Annotated in this window: 19 protein-coding genes; 5 read left to right on the top strand and 14 right to left on the bottom strand. The window is 49.1% G+C overall.

Annotated elements, in window-relative coordinates; all coding sequences use genetic code 11:
* Position 1: 1 nt before the first annotated feature.
* From IE094_RS05135 to hspQ, 3 genes are all read right to left on the bottom strand, one after another.
* Positions 2-349: a DUF2794 domain-containing protein gene (locus IE094_RS05135; protein WP_189639516.1), complete on the bottom strand. Its 348-nt coding sequence runs from the start codon at positions 347-349 to the stop codon at positions 2-4.
* Positions 350-409: 60 nt separating this feature from the next.
* Entirely contained in the window at positions 410-598 is a 189-nt protein-coding gene (locus IE094_RS05130) for a hypothetical protein (protein ID WP_189639515.1), read from the bottom strand.
* A gap of 117 nt (positions 599-715) precedes the next feature.
* Positions 716-1042 carry a heat shock protein HspQ gene (hspQ, locus tag IE094_RS05125; protein ID WP_189639514.1) on the bottom strand — a complete coding sequence of 109 codons (327 nt, stop codon included), beginning with the start codon at positions 1040-1042 and terminating at the stop codon, positions 716-718.
* Positions 1043-1135: 93 nt separating this feature from the next.
* On the opposite strand from hspQ, the gene IE094_RS05120 reads away from it, so the two are divergent.
* Both IE094_RS05120 and IE094_RS05115 read left to right on the top strand, forming a co-directional pair.
* The gene (locus IE094_RS05120; RefSeq protein ID WP_189639513.1) at positions 1136-2020 is read left to right on the top strand and encodes an AEC family transporter; all 885 of its coding nucleotides are present in this window, start codon (positions 1136-1138) and stop codon (positions 2018-2020) included.
* Positions 2021-2098: 78 nt separating this feature from the next.
* Positions 2099-2677 carry a transglycosylase SLT domain-containing protein gene (locus tag IE094_RS05115; RefSeq protein WP_189639512.1) on the top strand — a complete coding sequence of 193 codons (579 nt, stop codon included), beginning with the start codon at positions 2099-2101 and terminating at the stop codon, positions 2675-2677.
* 4 nt (positions 2678-2681) lie between these two features.
* Here the strand turns inward: IE094_RS05115 and IE094_RS05110 are convergent, their stop codons facing one another.
* The 4 genes from IE094_RS05110 to IE094_RS05095 all read right to left on the bottom strand — a co-directional run bounded on the left by IE094_RS05110 (position 2682) and on the right by IE094_RS05095 (position 8848).
* A complete protein-coding gene (locus IE094_RS05110; protein ID WP_189639511.1) occupies positions 2682-3296 on the bottom strand; it encodes a LolA family protein in 615 nt (204 codons plus the stop codon).
* 104 nt (positions 3297-3400) lie between these two features.
* Positions 3401-6205, bottom strand: coding sequence for a DNA translocase FtsK (locus IE094_RS05105; RefSeq protein ID WP_189639510.1), 2805 nt, complete (start codon positions 6203-6205; stop codon positions 3401-3403).
* 9 nt (positions 6206-6214) lie between these two features.
* A complete protein-coding gene (locus tag IE094_RS05100; protein WP_189639509.1) occupies positions 6215-7393 on the bottom strand; it encodes an aminotransferase class I/II-fold pyridoxal phosphate-dependent enzyme in 1179 nt (392 codons plus the stop codon).
* A 126-nt stretch (positions 7394-7519) separates the two neighbouring features.
* Entirely contained in the window at positions 7520-8848 is a 1329-nt protein-coding gene (locus IE094_RS05095; protein ID WP_189639508.1) for an amidase, read from the bottom strand.
* 64 nt (positions 8849-8912) lie between these two features.
* Between IE094_RS05095 and IE094_RS05090 the strand changes: the two genes are divergently transcribed.
* A complete protein-coding gene (locus IE094_RS05090) occupies positions 8913-10139 on the top strand; it encodes an FAD-dependent monooxygenase (protein WP_189639507.1) in 1227 nt (408 codons plus the stop codon).
* Here IE094_RS05090 and IE094_RS05085 read toward each other — a convergent pair.
* The 5 genes from IE094_RS05085 to IE094_RS05065 form a co-directional block, all read right to left on the bottom strand.
* A complete protein-coding gene (locus IE094_RS05085) occupies positions 10136-10315 on the bottom strand; it encodes a Trm112 family protein (RefSeq protein WP_189639506.1) in 180 nt (59 codons plus the stop codon). The two genes, IE094_RS05090 and IE094_RS05085, sit on opposite strands and share 4 nt — an antisense overlap.
* Positions 10312-10971 carry an LON peptidase substrate-binding domain-containing protein gene (locus IE094_RS05080; protein WP_189639505.1) on the bottom strand — a complete coding sequence of 220 codons (660 nt, stop codon included), beginning with the start codon at positions 10969-10971 and terminating at the stop codon, positions 10312-10314. The genes IE094_RS05085 and IE094_RS05080 overlap by 4 nt, the downstream gene beginning before the upstream one ends.
* Positions 10972-10986: 15 nt before the next feature.
* Complete coding sequence (locus IE094_RS05075; protein ID WP_189639504.1) at positions 10987-11892, bottom strand: thioredoxin family protein; 906 nt, start codon at positions 11890-11892, stop codon at positions 10987-10989.
* Positions 11893-12037: 145 nt separating this feature from the next.
* Complete coding sequence (locus tag IE094_RS05070) at positions 12038-12826, bottom strand: exodeoxyribonuclease III (RefSeq protein ID WP_189639503.1); 789 nt, start codon at positions 12824-12826, stop codon at positions 12038-12040.
* Between the two features lie 105 nt (positions 12827-12931).
* Positions 12932-13618, bottom strand: coding sequence for a response regulator transcription factor (locus IE094_RS05065; RefSeq protein WP_189639502.1), 687 nt, complete (start codon positions 13616-13618; stop codon positions 12932-12934).
* 161 nt (positions 13619-13779) lie between these two features.
* On the opposite strand from IE094_RS05065, the gene ribA reads away from it, so the two are divergent.
* Positions 13780-14856, top strand: a complete 1077-nt coding sequence (ribA, locus tag IE094_RS05060) for a GTP cyclohydrolase II (RefSeq protein ID WP_189639501.1) — start codon at positions 13780-13782, stop codon at positions 14854-14856.
* Positions 14853-15365 (top strand): L,D-transpeptidase family protein, encoded by a 513-nt coding sequence (locus IE094_RS05055; RefSeq protein ID WP_189639500.1) that lies wholly within the window; start codon positions 14853-14855, stop codon positions 15363-15365. Before ribA ends, IE094_RS05055 begins: the two co-directional genes overlap by 4 nt.
* Here the strand turns inward: IE094_RS05055 and IE094_RS05050 are convergent, their stop codons facing one another.
* Together IE094_RS05050 and IE094_RS05045 are read right to left on the bottom strand one after the other, a co-directional pair.
* On the bottom strand, positions 15366-16016 hold the full coding sequence (locus IE094_RS05050) for a YggS family pyridoxal phosphate-dependent enzyme (RefSeq protein ID WP_189639807.1): 651 nt from the start codon (positions 16014-16016) through the stop codon (positions 15366-15368).
* Positions 16006-18171 carry a tetratricopeptide repeat-containing sulfotransferase family protein gene (locus tag IE094_RS05045; RefSeq protein ID WP_189639499.1) on the bottom strand — a complete coding sequence of 722 codons (2166 nt, stop codon included), beginning with the start codon at positions 18169-18171 and terminating at the stop codon, positions 16006-16008. Before IE094_RS05045 ends, IE094_RS05050 begins: the two co-directional genes overlap by 11 nt.
* Positions 18172-18230 lie beyond the last annotated feature (59 nt).

Below are 18230 nucleotides of genomic sequence, written 5' to 3'. Positions count from 1 at the left end.
GTTAGTCCACAATACGGATCAGTTTTCGTTCCAATACACGTAGGACAGACGCCAAATCATGACCGCGTTTTAATATCCGCCCATCCATTCCGATGACAGCATATTCGCCCTGTGCGCGACGCAGTTTGGGGCGTTTTTCAATACGATAAATTGGGTGTTCTGCGGCGCGACGGAATATCGAAAAAATGGCGACGTCTTTGAGTGGAGAAATGCCATAATCGCGCCATTCGCCTGCTGCCACCATTCGTCCATAGAGCGACATGATTGACCCCAGCTCGGTTCTGTGAAAATGCACAGCGTCACTGGATGTAGGGCCAATGCCCCCAATCGTGGAAACATGTTTATTCATAGTTTCAGTGTGGCCTGTGCATTGCCAATTGGCAATGCTTTTGTCAGGCGTCGGTCGCGATTAGGCGTTTTCAGTGTGCAACAGAAATTGTTTGCGCGCGATTGCAACGGACAGATTACCATTGCTTGCGCATTTCGCGATTTTCAGTTCATTGTCCAGCATATTGTATATATCTCGCGACATTTCTGCGGCGGATTTGTTTTGACGCATCGCAATTTGGATGGTCTTTTCAATGTCTTTGATATTCATGGCAAGCCTCCCAAGGTTCTGAATCACAAGTACAACTTACAGGAGAATTGTGTGATTCTGTTAACACAAAAATGACAGCGTACAAAAATAGGCTAAATTTTGAGCATTGCTTGTGGATTAATTCAATTGTGCGGCAATAGAATATTTCCCGTCAGACAATTCGCCGAACATTGCGGTGACTTCTGGGTGTTCCACGGGTTCACCAGTGCCATCGACAAGTAAGTTTTGTTCGGACACATAGGCGACATAGTAACTGGAATCGTTTTCCGCGAGCAGATGATAAAAAGGCTGATCTTTGGATGGGCGATGATCCTCTGGGATGCTTTCCCACCATTCGTCAGTGTTTGAAAATGTCGGATCGATATCAAAGATCACCCCGCGAAACGGATGTTTGCGATGGCGGACGACCTGACCGATAGAAAATTTTGCTGTTGCTTGTAACATAACACCGACTCGTTTTTTGCAGGCCAGTATTACGCCTTCGTTGACAAGCTGTCCACAGATGTTGGAAGTGTATTTCAACAGAAGGAAAATATTGTGGACATTATTGGAACGGTTGCACAGGTTGTTGCCCCTGTGTTTTTGCTCGCGGCGATTGGGTTTGCTTGGATCAAAGCAGGGTACGAATATCGCATTGAATTTGTAACGACATTGGCGATGACATTATCGGTGCCATGTTTGATTTTTGTTGCATTGATGGAATCAGAAGTTGACCCGATAGCGTTGAAATCCACATTTCTGGCAAGTGTTGTGGCATATGCCGCGGTCACGGTTGTGTTTTATGTAATGATAAAGCTGTTGAAATTGGAAATGCGAAGTTTTCTGGCGCCATTGATTTTTGGCAATACGGGTAATCTGGGTTTGCCACTTGCATTGTTTGCATTTGGCGAAGAAGGTTTGGGTCACGCGGTGATTATTTTTGCGGTGATGGCTGTGTATTCTTTTTCTGTTGGGGTTTGGATGGTATCCGGCGGCGGTTCACCGTTAAAGGCGATCAAAGAACCGCTGGTTTGGGCAACGGTTCTGGGCGCGATTTTTATGGTGATGGGCTGGCGTACGCCAGAATGGTTGACCAACAGCATTAACTTGGTTGGACAAATCGCGATCCCGATTATGTTGATTACGTTGGGTGTCGCCTTGGCACGGTTGCGCGCACCAACATTGGGGAGGGCATTCGTTCTTTCGCTTGTGAAATATGCGATTTGTATTGGTGTCGCCGTTGTCGTCGGGCTTTGGTTCGAACTTGGCCCTGTTGCATTCGCAGTGCTTGTCGTTCAAATCGCAACGCCCGTGGCGGTGACATCGTATTTATTGGCGCAAAAATATGGTGCTGATGCGGATGAGGTTGCCGGGTTGGTGGTTGCATCTACCTTGCTGAGCATAGCGATCTTACCCTTGATCCTAGGGTTTTTGATGGCGTGATCTGTTTTTGGCTTTGAAATTTGAACGAATTGCCTTATCTTATGAGAAACACCAGCGTTAGACTGGGAAGAGGGCAGTATGAGATATTTATTGATCGCGCTTATCGCGCTGAGTTTGGTTTCCTGTTCCAAGGGCCGCAAAACAGATGCACCACGCAATTTGGATAACGCATGCGCAATGAAAAAAGAGCGCAAAGCGTGGTTTAATGATATGTCGGCCGTGCAACGTAAATGGGGTGTTCCCGTTCCCGTGATGATGGCAACCATTTACCAAGAATCAAAATTCGAGGGTAAGGCGCGCACACCATTGCGCTTTGCCGCAGGCGTGGTGCCGTTGGGGCGTCAATCATCGGCATATGGGTATTCGCAAGCGATCGACAGCACGTGGGATTGGTATCGTAAATCACAAAATCGCCCGCGTGCCAAACGCGATAAATTTACAGACGCCGTAGATTTCATGGGGTGGTATATGAATGAAACCCAGAAACGTAACGGTGTTTCAAAACATGATGCGTATAACCAATATCTGGCCTATCACGATGGGCACAGCGGATACGCCAAGCAAAGCTATCTGCGCAAATCATGGTTGCCACCCGTGGCGCGCAGCGTGCAAGAACGCGCGATCATGTATCAATCACAATTGGCTTATTGCCGATAAGCGATCAACGTTTCCGTTTTAATTTTTCGGTGATGTCGTGAACGTTAAACAGGCTCAGCGGTAGGTTCACGTTTTCATCGAGCTTGCCCAAAATTACCGTTGTCTTTTTGCCAGATTGATCGGTGACAACCCACTGGCGAAGCTCGGTTGGGCTGTCTGTGAACACCATTTGAATGTTGCCAATTTCAGGGCGTTTGGGGTCATGTGCCGTAACCTTGGTGGATACACCGTCAGAGCGGTGCTTTGACACCATTCCACTTGCGCTTAGGTTCACTTGTTTTGCCAAAATGATGCTAAGCGGTGTTTTGGACAGCGGGAATTCTTGTGGGCCAGTATTGGATTTTTTATCGTAAATCGCAACAACGCCAGATCCCGCCACAACCAGTGATGGGTTTGGTGCATCGTATTCAAAACGCATCTTGCCTGGACGCTTAAGGTAGAACGTACCCTTGGACAGGCTTCCGTCTGGGTTCACTTGCGTGAATTGCCCTTTGGCCTTGGACAGGTCGTTTAGATAGCTGGAAATAGCGTTCAACGACAACTGTTCTGCGGATGCAGGTGCTGTGCCAATCGCGACTGAGGCGGCCAAAGCGCAGGCCAAAAAGATTCTACGTTTCATGACCTGAACATAAGAAGAGGGGAGGGCAAATAAAAGAGAATAGCGGTTCACAAACAAGTTAGCGCGCGGTGATGGCGATGTTCTGCCGAAAACCGCGCGATTGATTAATGTTCGGGCAATAAGATTTCACGTTTGCCAACGTGGTTGGCGGGGGACACCACGCCATTTTCTTCCATTTCTTCGACCAGTTTTGCCGCCTTGTTATATCCAATGGATAATTTGCGCTGGATGTATGATGTGGAACATTTGCGATCGCGTGCCACGATTTGCACGGCCTCGTCATATTGGGCGTTTTCTTTGTCTGTGTTGCCACCGAGTCCCAAAACTTCGTCAATGCTGGTGCCATCTTTGTCGGCGGCGGGGCCTTGAACAACGCCCGATACATATTCGGGTGCGCCTTGCATTTTCAGATGGTTCACCACGACTTCGACTTCTTCGTCAGATACAAATGGGGCGTGAATACGGGTGATCTTACCACCACCTGCCATGTATAACATGTCACCCATGCCCAATAGTTGTTCCGCGCCCATTTCACCTAAAATCGTACGGCTGTCGATTTTTGATGTCACTTGGAATGAAATCCGTGTGGGGAAGTTGGCCTTAATTGTTCCTGTAATCACGTCCACTGACGGGCGTTGTGTTGCCATTACCAAATGGATGCCGGATGCACGCGCCATCTGTGCAAGACGCTGAATACAGGCCTCGATCTCTTTGCCGGCAACCATCATCAAATCGGCCATCTCATCCACGATCACAACAATGAACGGCAATTTTTCTGGCGTAATTGTTTCGGTTTCAAAAATCGGTTCGCCCGTGTCCTCTGCAAATCCTGTTTGCACGGTGCGTTCAAAATTTTCACCTTTGGCCAATGCCTCTTCGACGCGGCCATTATATCCGTTGATATTGCGTACGCCCATTTTGGACATTTTACGATACCGCTCTTCCATTTCGCCAACCACCCATTTCAGGGCAACAACTGCTTTTTTCGGATCGGTGACAACAGGGGACAACAAATGCGGGATACCATCATAGACACTGAGTTCCAGCATTTTGGGATCGATCATGATCATGCGGCATTCTTCGGGGCTAAGTTTATACAGCAAGGACAAGATCATCGTGTTAATCGCAACTGACTTACCAGAGCCGGTGGTACCTGCGATCAACAGGTGGGGCATTTTTGCCAGATCGGCAATTTCAGCACGCCCTCCGATATCTTTGCCAAGCGCAAGCGGTAGGTTGTGTTTGCCATCGCCATATCCACGCGCTGATAGGATTTCGCGCAGAAATACGGTTTCACGTTTTTCGTTGGGCAATTCAATACCAATCACCGTGCGCCCTGGAACGGTTGAAACACGTGCTGCAAGGGCGGACATTGATCGCGCGATATCATCAGACAGGCCAATCACGCGGCTTGCCTTCAAACCGGGTGCAGGTTCCAATTCGTACATGGTCACAACGGGACCAGGGCGAACCGAAACGATTTCGCCTTTGACACCGTAATCATCCAATACGTTTTCCAACATGCGTGCGTTTTCTTCTAACGCTTCGTTGCTGAGCTGTTCGCGCACAACATTTGATGCGCTGGTTAACAGGTTCAACGCAGGCGTTTCAAAATCCGTCGCGGGTGGATTGGAGAACAGGTTTGGCTGTGCTTCTGCCTTGGCCTGTTTGCTCTGTGCCACAGGTTTTTTGGGTGCATTTTGCACAACGGACTTTGGCCGTCCCAGATCAACGGGAACACGCGGGGCTGATTCAAACACTGCATCATTTTCAGATGGGTTTTCCAAAACGGCGGTGTCGGATTCAAACACGTTGTTTACATCTGGTTTCGGCGCGGTGGGTTGCGTGCGTTGTGCGCTTACGGATGGGCCCCGAAATGCGGGTTCACGACGCTGGTTTGCACGTGCAACAGCGGCAGAAATTTTATCCAAGGGCTGTTCTGGCGCCGCCTGTTCCGTCAATGGTGGTTCTTCGCGTTTGCGAATAACCTCTGCGATGCGTTTTTGCACGCGGGTCGCATCCGCATCGACCTGTTTGTCATGGGTTAACATTTCGTCTTGGGGTGCAACGGGCAGGTGTTCTTCTTTGCGCGAACCAAATACTGGCAATGTTGGGAACAATGTTTTGCGCCCCATTTGTTTGCGCGATTTTGGCTCTTCTGGAATACGCCCCTTTGTTTCGATCACGGGCATGCCGTCTTTTTTGATACGACGTTCTTCCATTTTTGCCTTGGCGCCCGCAGCGGTTTTGTTGCCGAATTGGAAAAGACGCATGAAAAACGTCAATATTCCAGAATATGTCAAAACAACCGCGAGCCATGAATATTTCAAAATGCGTTTCACCTCGGCCCAAGAAAAGCCAAGCGCGAATAACCCAGACCAAATGGTCAATCCACCCAAGGTTAATGACAAAACGCGAATCCATGCGGCAATCGACAGTGGATTAAAATCGATCAGCAATTCCAAAATTGCATCACCCGCAACACCACCCATCGACCATGTATGTGCCCAGCCTGACGCGGGTGCATGTGTCGCCAAAAATACAGCCGTGATCGTGATGAAAATCGGAATCAGTATCGAGCGCCATAACCAACGCTGTTCACCAGCATGTAGTATTAGGCGAAGCCCCCATGCGATCAGTGACAATGGTATGCACCAGCTTGCCCAACCGATAACAAAAATCAGATGCGCCGAGATTGTTGCGCCAAATGAGCCAAGCTGATTTTCAATTGGTCCCGAAGGTGCGTTGAAAAAATTGGGATCATTTGGTGAATACGTGAACAGCGCGATCGCGAAAATCCCCGCGATCCCCAACAACATAAACCCAACCAATTCCGCCGTACGTTTACGTATGGCAGCTTGCATATGGCTTTCTAACAATGGGTCGCGTGTGCGTGTTTGGTATGCCATTTTGTTACCTCAGTACAAACAATCTTTGATGGCGTGCAAACCATTTTGCATTTCATCAATTGGGGCAACCATGGCGACACGGATATATCCCGTGCCCGCATCTGGCCCCGATACTTTTCGGCTAAGATAGGCGCCCGGTAATACCCGAACTCCTGTTTCTTGCCATAATTTCAATGCAGCCGTTTCGCCGTCATCAACCGGCAACCACAAAAAGAATCCTGCGCTTGGTTTCTTATAATTGGGCGTTGTGGCAAAAATTTGATCAGCAACATCATATTTCTTAACATAAAGCGCACGATTTTCCTGCACATGTTTTTCGTCCTGCCATGCTGCGGTTGCAACGCGCTGCAATGGCAACGGCAATGGTGCACCCGCATAGGCGCGCAACCGTTTCATTTCTGCAATAGTTTTCGGGCCACCAGCGGCAAATCCTGATCGCAAGCCTGGCAAATTGGATCGTTTCGATAACGAATGAAATATCACGACCCGTTCAGGATCAGCACCCAATTTATCGGCCATTTCCAAGGCGCCGACGGGTGGTGTATCGCGGTAAATCTCGGAATAACATTCATCGGCGAAAATCTTGAAATCATGTTTTTCGGCCAAACCAATCAGATCACGCCAATAATCGGCACTGGCAATCGCACCTTGTGGGTTGGATGGCGAACAGATGAAACAGATCGCGGTGTCATCCAATACGGATGTCGGCAACGATGTGTAATCTGGTAAATATTCGTTTTCTGCAAGGGCAGGAACAAACACTGGATTTGCACCAGCCGCAGCAGTGGACACGGCGTAAACTTGATAAAATGGGTTTGGTATCAATATGTTACACTTCTTACCTGATTTGTTTTCGGGGCAGAGCGAAAGGCCTGCGTTAAACAAACCTTCGCGCGTTCCATTCAGGGTAAGTATTTGTTTTTCAGCGTCCACATTAACCCCGTATCGTTTACCAACCCAAGCCGCAATCGCCGCCAACAATTCAGGCGCACCATCGTTTGGTGGGTATTTTGCAAATTCATGAACGTGCTGGGTCAATATCTCGGAAACAAAGCTTGGCATCGGATGTTTTGGTTCACCGATTGTCATATGCACGACATCACCGCCCGCTGGGTGGTGATCCAACAGTGAACGTAGACGCGGAAATGCGTATTCTGGCAGGTTCGAAAACCGCTGCGGAAAATCCATATGTGCCTCATGTGCAGGGGTCTTTTGCCCCATTTTGTCGTAATTTATACGTGCAAACGGCGTGCCACAAAAGCAAATATTGCCAGAATTCTGACATTTGTTGCGATTTTGTTGGATCGCAGGGCGTTAAATGATTGCTTCTATGGTGCTGCCAACACGTAAAAGGGACTGTTCGCTGAATGGTCTGCCCATTAACATGACACCACATGATGGCGTTTTTGTGGGTAGGGTAAGCGCGCATGAACCCATGAGATTGCCAATACGCGTATTGCGCAACGCCAATAAATTGGAGCGCACAAAATAATCTGAATCTGTTTCCAATCGTTGAAGATTGGGCGGCGTTATGGGTGCAGTTGGTGCTAATAATCCTTCAAATTCAGATGATTGAGCATCAAAGCTACGGCGAAGTTTTAGCAATGTTGACCATCCATCATCATATTGTGCTTTGCTAAAATTTTTGCCCTGACGGAACCGGTACAAAATTTCTTGGTACATTAAACCGGGGTTGTCTTCGATCACATCGCCCCATTGGGCATATGCTTCGTATGTGAATAGACACCCAGCCAAATCCATCGCCTGTTCAACGCCATCAAATGATGTGCACGTTACCTGTGCGCCATTTGATTTTAAAATTTCAACAACGTCTCCAAATGCGTTTTCTGGTTTTATTTCAATGTCATCGAATGCGATGTTACTGTGGATCGCAAATTTGCACCCCTTCAATTCCATCGGTGATAAATCACAGACAGGCACATTTTTCATAATGGCATAAAGCTGTGCAGCGTCTTCAACGCTTCGCGTCAATGGGCCAACCGTATCAAATTTTTTGCACAGCGGCACAACGCCATCCAATGACAAATCGCCTGACGTTGTCTTCAACCCTACCAAATCATTCCATGCCGATGGGATGCGCACAGATCCCCCTGTGTCGGAACCAATACCAGCGGCCGCAAGGCCAAATGCAACAGATGTCGCCGCCCCCGAAGATGAACCACCTGGTATTGCGTCATAATCATTCACATTTGGCGGGGTCTGTGTGACGGGGTTTAGTCCCAATCCCGAAAACGCCAATTCGGACATATGGGTTTTCCCCAAACAGACCGCCCCCGCGTTCGTGGCATGTTGCAAAACCAACGCATCCGTGGATGGCACGCGGTTTTTTAGCAGATCGGTGCCGGCCTCGGTTTTGATTCCAGCGGTATCAAACAGATCCTTCCAGGAAATGGGGACACCATCCAGCAAGCTTTGCCGTTTGTTATCCTTGGCGCGCATTGCTGCGGCCTTTGCCTCTGACAGTGCGCGCTCATGGGTGACGCTCGCATAGATTCGATCACGAAATTGATGTTGATCAATTGCATCTAAATAAGTTTGGGTTAACGCGACAGGATCGATTTCACCTGTTTCAATGCCACGTCCCAAATCGCTTGCGGTTGCTGTAAGCCAATTTTTGTTCATGAAAAAAGACTAGCGGCGCTTTGCCTCTTGGACAATCACTTTCAAACCGTCATATGCTGTGTTTATGGGCATGAACACAAATATCACAATTGTTGGCGGCGGATTGAATGGCTGTGCATTGGCATTGGCCTGCGCACAAGTTGGATTGCAGGTGATTCTGGTGGATCAATCCCAAATGAACACGCAAAAGGCCGCGAATTTTGATGGCCGTGCCTATGCGTTGGCGCTGACAACTGTTCGTATGTTGCGCGCATTGGATTTGTGGGATTCGGTTTCGCAAAATGCCCAGCCAATTTTGGATATAAAGGTGAGCGATGGCCGTGCAGGTGATGGCGCGTCGCCCTATTTCCTGCATTTTGACCATCGTGAGCTGGACGAAGGCCCGATGGGGCATTTGTTAGAAGACCGTTATTTGCGCAATGTGTTGATGGATCAAATTTCAGCACATAAAAACATAACCTATTTGCCTGAAACCAAGGTTATTGATCAAACCCTCCATGGGGGCGCAATCAGTGTTGGTTTGCACGATGGACGCCAGATCGAAACACAGCTTTTGATCGGGAGCGATGGGCGGCGTTCTGGTGTTGCCACACGTGCGGGGATTAAACGCACAGGTTGGGATTATGATCAGGCGTCATTGGTTTGTGCGATTGAACATGAATTGCCACATAACGGTGTTGCCCATCAATTTTTCACACCTGCAGGGCCGTTGGCGATTTTGCCGCTGACGGGGAATCGATCATCCATTGTTTGGACCGAACAAAAAAAACGCGCGGGCGAAATTTCAAAAATGAGCGAGACGGAATACCTGGATTGTTTGCACCCCGTGTTTGGTGATTTTCTGGGTGAACTTAAACTTGCAGGTGATCGGTTTATGTATCCACTTGGCCTGTCGTTGGCGCAACAATTTGTAGCGCCACGTTTGGCACTGGTTGGTGATGCTGCGCACGGTATTCATCCATTGGCAGGACAAGGGTTGAATTTGGGGCTGCGCGATGTTGCCGCGCTGACAGAAACGCTGGCAGATGCAATGCGGCGCGGCGAAGACATTGGTGCGTTGAATGTTTTACAGCGCTATCAGTCTTGGCGGCGATTTGATGCGGCGGGTATGGCGGTTGCAACCGATTCCATTAATCGCATTTTTTCAAATGATAATAGTATCTTACGCACCATTCGTGATCTAGGGTTGGGTGCGGTGAACGCGATGCCAAATACACGCCGTGGATTTATGCGCCACGCGGCGGGTTTATCTGGAACTCTGCCTAAATTGATGCAAGGGCGTCAGATTTAATCGAGCTTGCGCGCTTCATCCACCAATAAAACGGGGACACCATTGCGAATTGGAAACGCGCATTTGGCACGTTTGGAAACCAGCTCTTGTTTTTCCATGTCATAATCAAGCCGTCCGCCTGTGACAGGGCAAATCAATGCCTCTAACATGGGGCCATCTGTTTTTGCGTCGGTCATTGGATTTTCCTAACGGGATCATCTGATGGGCGCAGTGCAAATTCCATTAACGTCACTAGCGTTTCGCGCCGTGTTTGCAAGCTGGGCGTTTCCAACAATGCTTGTTTTTCCTCTGCGGTAAACGGGCAGAGCATGGAAAGTGAATTGATCAAAAGCTCTTCGTCAGCGTCTTTTAATGTATCCCAATCGCCTGATAATTCGGATGCGCTGAAATATTTACGCAACAGTTTTAGAAACTTTGGTCGATCGAAAGCGGTGTCTTTTATGCACGGGCCAAGGTCTTCTTCGAAACACGCCCATTCAACATCTGCGCGTAAATATGGAGTAAAACCAGCATTTTGCGCGACGATACGAAAGCGACTTACACCCGATAGCGTGATCATATAGCGCCCATCTTCGGTTTCCGAAAAACTGGAAACGCGCCCTGCACAACCGATTTGATGCAACGGGGGGTTCCCCATGTCTTGGGGGACCTCGCGCGGTTGTACCATGCCGATCAGACGATGATCTGTTTTCAAAACATCATCCAACATCGCAAGGTAGCGCGGTTCAAAAATATTCAGTGGCAGGCGTGCGCGTGGTAATAACAGCGCGCCTGGCAAGGGAAACACAGGAATGGTTTCGGGCAGGTCAGCCAAAGAATGTATCTTTATCATCGCCCGTCCACCTATTTACGCAAAAATCATGGATGAAAGTTTCCTTCGCCCGTTCTGTGCCAATTCATCCTCTGGCCCAAGGCTGTCGAAAATTTTGAAAAGCTGTGTTTTTGCGGCGGCGTCGTCCCATTCGCGATCACGGCGGAACAATTCTAGCAGATTATCAATCGCACCTTGTGTGTTGTCCGCGCCCAATTGTGCAAGTGCAAGATCAAAGCGTGATTGGTGATCATCAGGGTTTGCGTCCAGTTTAGATTCTAGCTCCGCGGTTTCACCTGTGTCACTAGACATTTGCGCCAGTTCTAGCTGCGCTTTTAGTGCGAGCACGGCTGGCAGGTTTGCCAAATCCGCAGGCGCATTATCAAGCATTTCTTGGGCGGCGTCCGCATCACCTGCGGCGATTTGTGAACGGATCAGGCCGGAAAATGCCTCGCCGTTTTTGCCGTCTTGCTCCAACACAGCGGCGAAAATTTCGGCGGCATCGGTCACTTCGCCTTGTTCAAGCATTTCATTCGCGGCTGTGATTGCCTCTGATAGATCCCCAGGGCCCTCGCCGCCCGCTGCGATTGTTTTCGCAACGAACTCTTTGATTTCTGAACCCGATTTCGCACCCATAAACCCATCAACAGGTTGCCCATCAACGAAAGCAAAAACAGCAGGTATGGATTGTACGCGCATTTGTTGTGCGAGCATTTGGTTTTGATCAACGTCGATCTTAACCATTTTAACCTTACCGCCAGCGGCGTTTACCTCTGCTTCGAGCGCTGGGATCAGCGTTTTGCACGGGCCACACCACGGTGCCCAGAAATCGACAATGACGGGGGTTTCTTTGCTGGCCTCGATGACATCAGCCATAAAGGTTTCTTCGCTGGTGTCTTTGATAAAATCGGTGGTTTGTTGTGGGGTGCTAAGGTTTAGCATTGGTGGTCTCCTCGGGGTTAGACAAGATGTAACCCGCGGTGAATTTGCGTTCAAGCTATGTTAACAAAATGTGCCCCGTTCGGGGCGTTAGATGAGCCTTTGACATGTCAAAGGCGCGATGTGGATATTTAGAACATTTGGAGAGTTATAGGTCAAATGTTGCAAAAACGGGGGCGTGATCCGATGGTTTTTCCCAGCCACGTGCATCGCGATAAACACGCGATGAATGTGCCGCATTGGAAATGTCAGGGGTTGCCCAGACGTGATCCAGACGGCGCCCCTTGTCTGCGGCATCCCAATCGCGGGCACGGTATGACCACCAGCTGTAAAGATTGCCATCAGGAATATCTTGGCGGGTGATATCGACCCAATTTGCGCTATCTTGAACCTGTGCCAAATGTTCACATTCGATTGGGGTGTGTGAAACGATTTTCAACAGTTGTTTGTGATTCCAAACGTCATCTTCGCGTGGGGCAATGTTCAGATCACCCACGAGCACAGATTTTTCTGGCGAATCGTCGTGAAACCAATCACGCATTTCATTGAGAAATTTCAGTTTGTGATCGAACTTGTCGTTTTTTTCCACATCAGGAATATCGCCACCTGCGGGAACATAAAAATTGTGGATCGTCATGCCGTTTTCAAGTGTCGCAGCACAATGGCGGGCGTCCTTTTTGCCGACAAATTGGCGGTGGCCCGCGTCTGTCATTGGAATGCGCGACAGGATCGCAACGCCGTTGTATCCTTTTTGCCCGCGGGCAACCATATATTTGTACCCAAGGTCTGCGAAATTTTGGGTTGGGATCAGTTCAACCAATGCTTTGCATTCTTGTAAACACAGGACATCAGGTTGTTGCTCTTGCAATAATTTTAGTACGATCGGTTCGCGCAATCGTACAGAATTGATGTTCCAAGTGCAGACAGTTGTGGCCATGATAGATTCCTTTTGGCGTAGCTTAGCCGATCAAGCGAGAGGCTCAAGGTCAAACAGAAAGACCCGCCACAAAGGGCGGGCCAATCTTGGGAGGAACTGGTTGTTTTATGCGGCCAAGCGATAGCCACCTGATTCCGTGACCAACAAACGTGCGTTGCTGGGATCAGGTTCGATTTTCTGGCGCAGACGATATATATGTGTTTCCAATGTGTGCGTGGTAACGCCCGCATTGTAACCCCATACCTCGTGTAGCAATACTTCGCGTGGAACGACGCCTTCGGAAGCGCGGTACAGGAATTTTAAAATATTCGTCTCTTTTTCGGTCAGGCGAATTTTCTTTTCATCCTCTGTAATCAACATCTTGGAGGCGGGTTTGAATGTATATGGCCCAAGCGTGAAAACCGCGTCTTCTGATTGTTCGTGCTGGCGCAACTGGGCGCGAATACGTGCGAGCAGAACAGGGAATTTGAACGGTTTGGAAATGTAATCATTCGCACCTGCATCAAGCCCGTAAATTGTATCGGCATCTGAATCTTGTGCGGTCAACATAACGATCGGACATTTCACGCCTTGTTTGCGCATCAAGCGGCACAGCTCGCGCCCGTCCATGTCGGGCAGGCCAACATCAAGCAGCACAAGGTCGTATAACGCCTCTTTGGCCTTTTCGAGGCCCGAGGTGCCGTCGGCCGCTTCGAATACGTCAAATTCTTCGGTTAGGACCAGTTGATCGGCGAGTGCTTCGCGCAGATCATTATCGTCATCCACCATCAATATTTTCTTTAGATTGCTCATCTCAATCTCCTTTGTTGAACAATATGTGTGCTTTATTCACGGATTGAACAAGGTATTCGGGCGATTGCTCACAGGCTCGTGTCGAAATTACGGGAAATGTTTCATATTCTGTCTGTGCAGGATATAGGGAGAGAGGGTTTTGTAACATAATGGCAGTTCAGATGGCACTAACGCTCACGAATGATGAAAAAATTGCGCGGTTGCGCGCGGATTTGCGAATGGGCGTGGGATTTGTACTGCGCGATGGTGGTGCACGGTGGTTGGCAGCATCGGCGGAAACCTTGCAGGCAGAACGCTTTGCGGGGATGCAGGCGCTGGGTGATTTGGAATTGGTTATTACCGACAGGCGCGCGCGAACGCTTAAAACATGGGCGACTGATGGCACGGTTGGGCGTATCGCGGTGCCAGCGGATGTTGGGCTGAAATGGGTGCAGTCGGTTGCCGATCCTGCCGATGATCTTAGCAATCCATTAAAGGGGCCATTTGCGATGGCGACGGGTGGTGATTCATCCGCACAACGCGTTGTATTGGAATTGTGCAAACAAGCGCGATTGTTACCAGCGGCGGTTATGGTGCGATTGGGCGATGACGCAGCCTGTGAATTGGCGGAAATTTCAGTGGGCGATATTGAGGCCGGGTTAAAAACACGTAGCCCGTTGCATTTGGTATCTTCTGCGCGCGTCCCATTGGCGGTATCCAAAGATTCCCAAGTTCACGTATTTCGGCCAGAGGATGGCGGAACAGAGCATTATGCGATTGAGGTTGGCAAACCATCGCGCAGCGAACCAGTGTTATCGCGGCTTCACTCCGCCTGTTTCACGGGTGATTTAATTGGCAGTTTAAAATGTGATTGCGGACCACAGTTGAATGCCGCCTTGCGCCAAATGGGGGCAGAGGGTGCGGGTATATTGTTATACCTTAACCAAGAGGGACGCGGCATTGGGCTGGCCAACAAAATGCGCGCCTATAGCCTGCAAGATCAAGGGTTTGATACGGTGGATGCAAACCATCGTTTGGGGTTTGAGGATGACGAACGTGATTTCACGCTGGGCTCGGAAATTCTGCGTAGCCTGGGGTTTTCATCCGCACGGCTCATGACAAATAATCCGGCCAAGGTGGATATGATGAATGCGACGGGCATTAAGGTTTCCGAACGTGTACCGTTGAAGGTTGGGTTAACGCCAGAGAATGAAAAATATCTGGCAACCAAGGCCAAGAAAAGTGGGCATATATTGTGAACGCACGATTCCATGATCTGGTTGTTACCCGATGGGGTGCGCGGTTTCGTGGGCGTAAATTACCCGTTGCAATTGGTCGTGGTGGCATTGGTGAAAAACAGGGAGAGGGTGATGGCATCACACCCGTTGGTGTTTTTGAAATTGCCCAGATTGCCTATCGCGCCGATCGTTGCGATTTTACCACACCAGCGTTGAAACAGAATGTGATTGGCCTGTTTGATCGCTGGTCGGATGATCCAAAAGATTCGCATTATAATTTGGCTGTGCGGTCATATGATTATCCATTTTCGCATGAAAAATTGCGCCGCAGCGATGGATTATATAATGCGTTTGGCGTGTTGAATTATAATTGGCCCAATCCCGTGGCGGGGGCGGGTAGTGCGATTTTCATCCACGCATGGCGGCGCGCGCGGTTTCCAACCGAGGGGTGCATTGCATTTGCGCCCGACGATTTGATCGATATTTTTACCAACTGGTCGCCACAATCACGCGTGATTATCCGCAGTTAATTAAGCGTAAACGCGTTCACCAAAGATCGCAGATCCCACACGGATATGTGTTGCACCCAATGCAATCGCACGTTCAAAATCGCTGCTCATGCCCATGGACAATCCGGTCAAACCATTGCGCTCTGCGATTTTACGCAACAATGCGAAATGCAATGATGGTTCTTCGTTGACGGGGGGGATTACCATCAACCCAGTGATCGGCAAATCAAGTGCACGGCAGGCGGCGATGAATGTGTCGGCATCGGCTGGTAACACGCCCGCCTTTTGCGGTTCTTCGCCAGTGTTAACCTGAATAAACAATTCGGGCGATTTACCTTGGGATTGAATTTCAGCGGCCAATTTATTCGCAAGCTTTTCGCGATCAACCGTGTGGATTGCATCAAATAATGCAACGGCCTGTTTTACCTTGTTGGTTTGCAAGGGGCCTATCAAATGCACGGATGCGTCTGGGTAGTGTTCTTGGAATGCGGGCCATTTTCCAGCCGCCTCTTGCACCTTGTTTTCGCCAAACAGGCGATGCCCTTGCGCGAGCACATCGGCAACGCGTTCATTGGGCTGCACCTTGGACACGGCCAATAATTGCGCAGAACCATTTGGGCGCCCTGCAGCGGTTTCAGCGTCGGTGATACGGGATTTAATGTCAGCTAGGATAGTTCCCGCCCTCCTTCAAGGCATCAAACATAGGTTTCAATTCGGTCTCATAACGTTGCCATGCCTTCATCGACGATTTGTAGATGGGTTGGCGAACCTGATAAACGCTGAGCGTTTTTATTTCACGCTTTGATTGGTGAAAATTCAGGCATGAATCTTCCCATTCCAATCCGCAAAAATCAATCAGCTTGCGCGTTTCTTCCTCTGGGTTATCGATCAAGTCTTCATATTGAATTTCGTAAAATTGGTTCGGCATTTTTTCACGCCAGAAATTTACGATATCGATATATTGATTGTAATAGATACCAAGCGCATGCAGGTCATAGGCATATGAATGCGTCCCGTCGGTGAATTTATTGCGATAGATTGACAATAAATTATCGCGCGGATCGCGATTCACAATGACGATTTTGGCCTTTGGCAACGCGGCCTGAACCAATCCCATCATGGTATAGGTTTGGATCGATTTATCTGCGACACGGTTATTATCGCCCGCAAGTTCTTGCAATTTTGTGGCGATGAATTCCCCCATTCCGTGAATTTCATCAGGGGTGATTTTATCGGCGGGATAGAATTTCCCACCATCGCGTAAAATTAGGCTGCGTGCAGTTGTAACCGCATGGCCGACCTCGCCCACGCCGGTGACTTGGCTGTGGCTGGCGATGATTTGTTCCACAAGCGTTGATCCTGAACGCGGCATGCTGGTCACGAAAATTGGTGCGGCGTCTGTGTATCCATGCCTGGATGCATCGGCCACGGAAAAATCTTTGAATAACTCTTTGAGCTGGGATGTATAGGTTATGCGTTCTGCCACATCATAAGGATACACTTCCAGGTTCAAATCATTCGCCTGTTTTAGATAAGGAAATGCCTGTTCGTATTCTTTGGCGTCTTCCAGAATTTTGGTGATCGCAAATGATGCAGAGCGGCGATTATCAAGCGGTTGCTTTTTGTCGCCCGCGATTTTTTTAAGCTTGGTTAAAATGGGATCGTTCAGATCGATTTTATTGGCCGTGGCAAAGCGAAGACAAAATTCGGCGTTGTCAGGATCCAATTCCATTGCGCGCTTAATATGTGTGTTTGCGGTTTCGAAATTCCCCAACAATTGTTCCAATGTACCCAGACGAAATTCCGCCAACACAAAATCACGATCGAGTTTCAGCGCGTGATTATATGCATCGCGCGCGGCTTCGTTTTGGCCAAGCTCGGTCAAAGACGTTCCCAAATAGACGTAAATATCGGGAGTATCGGCACCATTTTCAATCGCAAGGCGCAACTGTTTTATCGATTCATCATGTTCGGTGTTCATCCCAAGTGCCATGCCAAGGCGTGTTGCGATTTGGGGGTTCTGGGGATCCTGCGATTGGGCGCGACGCAAAAATTCGATGGCGTTGGGCGCGCGGTTATCCTTGATCAATGCGGTTCCCAAATTCAACAATGCGCCAGTCATTTTTGGCGCGTATTTTAATGCGGTTTGGAATTGTTGGATAGCGGGCGTTATTTTGTCCGTTTCCAACAGCATGATGCCATATTCGTTATATGCCTCGGCGTATTTGGGGTTCAATGTGATGGCGCGTTTGAAATGAGCCGCGGCGGGATCGTGTTTGCCCAAACGATGCTGTGCGGTGGCGGCGATCAATGCGAACACGGCCGTGTTGGGATATTTGCCCAATGCCTGTGTGGCGACTTGTTCTGCTTTGGCGAATTGCCCCTGATTCATCAGGGACACCAATGTATTGATGGTCTGTTTTTCATGCTCGCCCACAATCATTTTTGATTTGGCGGCTTTGTTTTCCAATCGTGTGCGGAATGTTTTTTTATGCTGCGGGGGCAGGCCAGATGTTTTCAACAGCTTGAGAATGTTATTCGACGTTTTGGTATCGCCAAGCTGTGCCGCGGCGGTGGTCAGTTGATCCCAGATCGCGGGTTCTGCGGGTTTCAGGCGTGCGGCGTTTTGGAAAAATTTCACGGCGTCGCTGAATTGATAGCTGGCCAACATGATGCGACCAACTTGAAAATGCACCTCTGCGATTTTTGGGTTTTGGTCCAGAATTTCGCGGTAAATTGACAGGGCGGATTCGGTTTCGCCCTTACCTTGCAATGCCATCGCGGATTTATATTTTTGTGTTAAATCGCCAGCGTTTGCCTGTGTCATGTCATTACCTGTTTATAGGGACGTTCAACCAATTGGTTGGTTTGCGATCAGCAATAACA

Source organism: Paramylibacter ulvae, from assembly GCF_014652655.1.
Classification (GTDB): domain Bacteria; phylum Pseudomonadota; class Alphaproteobacteria; order Rhodobacterales; family Rhodobacteraceae; genus Amylibacter; species Amylibacter ulvae.
The sequence above is the reverse complement of the archived record's forward strand: the minus strand, read 5'-3'. Positions and strand labels throughout refer to the sequence as shown.

What these genes read in the sequence shown, in the direction of transcription:
- IE094_RS05065 (WP_189639502.1), bottom strand. Translation starts at nt 13,618, where the DNA reads ATGAGCAATCTAAAGAAAATATTGATGGTGGATGACGATAATGATCTG.
- IE094_RS05085 (WP_189639506.1), bottom strand. Translation starts at nt 10,315, where the DNA reads ATGACCGACGCAAAAACAGATGGCCCCATGTTAGAGGCATTGATTTGC.
- IE094_RS05100 (WP_189639509.1), bottom strand. Translation starts at nt 7,393, where the DNA reads ATGGATTTTCCGCAGCGGTTTTCGAACCTGCCAGAATACGCATTTCCG.
- IE094_RS05080 (WP_189639505.1), bottom strand. Translation starts at nt 10,971, where the DNA reads ATGATAAAGATACATTCTTTGGCTGACCTGCCCGAAACCATTCCTGTG.
- IE094_RS05110 (WP_189639511.1), bottom strand. Translation starts at nt 3,296, where the DNA reads ATGAAACGTAGAATCTTTTTGGCCTGCGCTTTGGCCGCCTCAGTCGCG.
- IE094_RS05095 (WP_189639508.1), bottom strand. Translation starts at nt 8,848, where the DNA reads ATGAACAAAAATTGGCTTACAGCAACCGCAAGCGATTTGGGACGTGGC.
- IE094_RS05070 (WP_189639503.1), bottom strand. Translation starts at nt 12,826, where the DNA reads ATGGCCACAACTGTCTGCACTTGGAACATCAATTCTGTACGATTGCGC.
- ribA (WP_189639501.1), top strand. Translation starts at nt 13,780, where the DNA reads ATGGCACTAACGCTCACGAATGATGAAAAAATTGCGCGGTTGCGCGCG.
- IE094_RS05115 (WP_189639512.1), top strand. Translation starts at nt 2,099, where the DNA reads ATGAGATATTTATTGATCGCGCTTATCGCGCTGAGTTTGGTTTCCTGT.
- hspQ (WP_189639514.1), bottom strand. Translation starts at nt 1,042, where the DNA reads ATGTTACAAGCAACAGCAAAATTTTCTATCGGTCAGGTCGTCCGCCAT.
- IE094_RS05090 (WP_189639507.1), top strand. Translation starts at nt 8,913, where the DNA reads ATGGGCATGAACACAAATATCACAATTGTTGGCGGCGGATTGAATGGC.
- IE094_RS05135 (WP_189639516.1), bottom strand. Translation starts at nt 349, where the DNA reads ATGAATAAACATGTTTCCACGATTGGGGGCATTGGCCCTACATCCAGT.
- IE094_RS05130 (WP_189639515.1), bottom strand. Translation starts at nt 598, where the DNA reads ATGAATATCAAAGACATTGAAAAGACCATCCAAATTGCGATGCGTCAA.
- IE094_RS05105 (WP_189639510.1), bottom strand. Translation starts at nt 6,205, where the DNA reads ATGGCATACCAAACACGCACACGCGACCCATTGTTAGAAAGCCATATG.
- IE094_RS05045 (WP_189639499.1), bottom strand. Translation starts at nt 18,171, where the DNA reads ATGACACAGGCAAACGCTGGCGATTTAACACAAAAATATAAATCCGCG.
- IE094_RS05075 (WP_189639504.1), bottom strand. Translation starts at nt 11,892, where the DNA reads ATGCTAAACCTTAGCACCCCACAACAAACCACCGATTTTATCAAAGAC.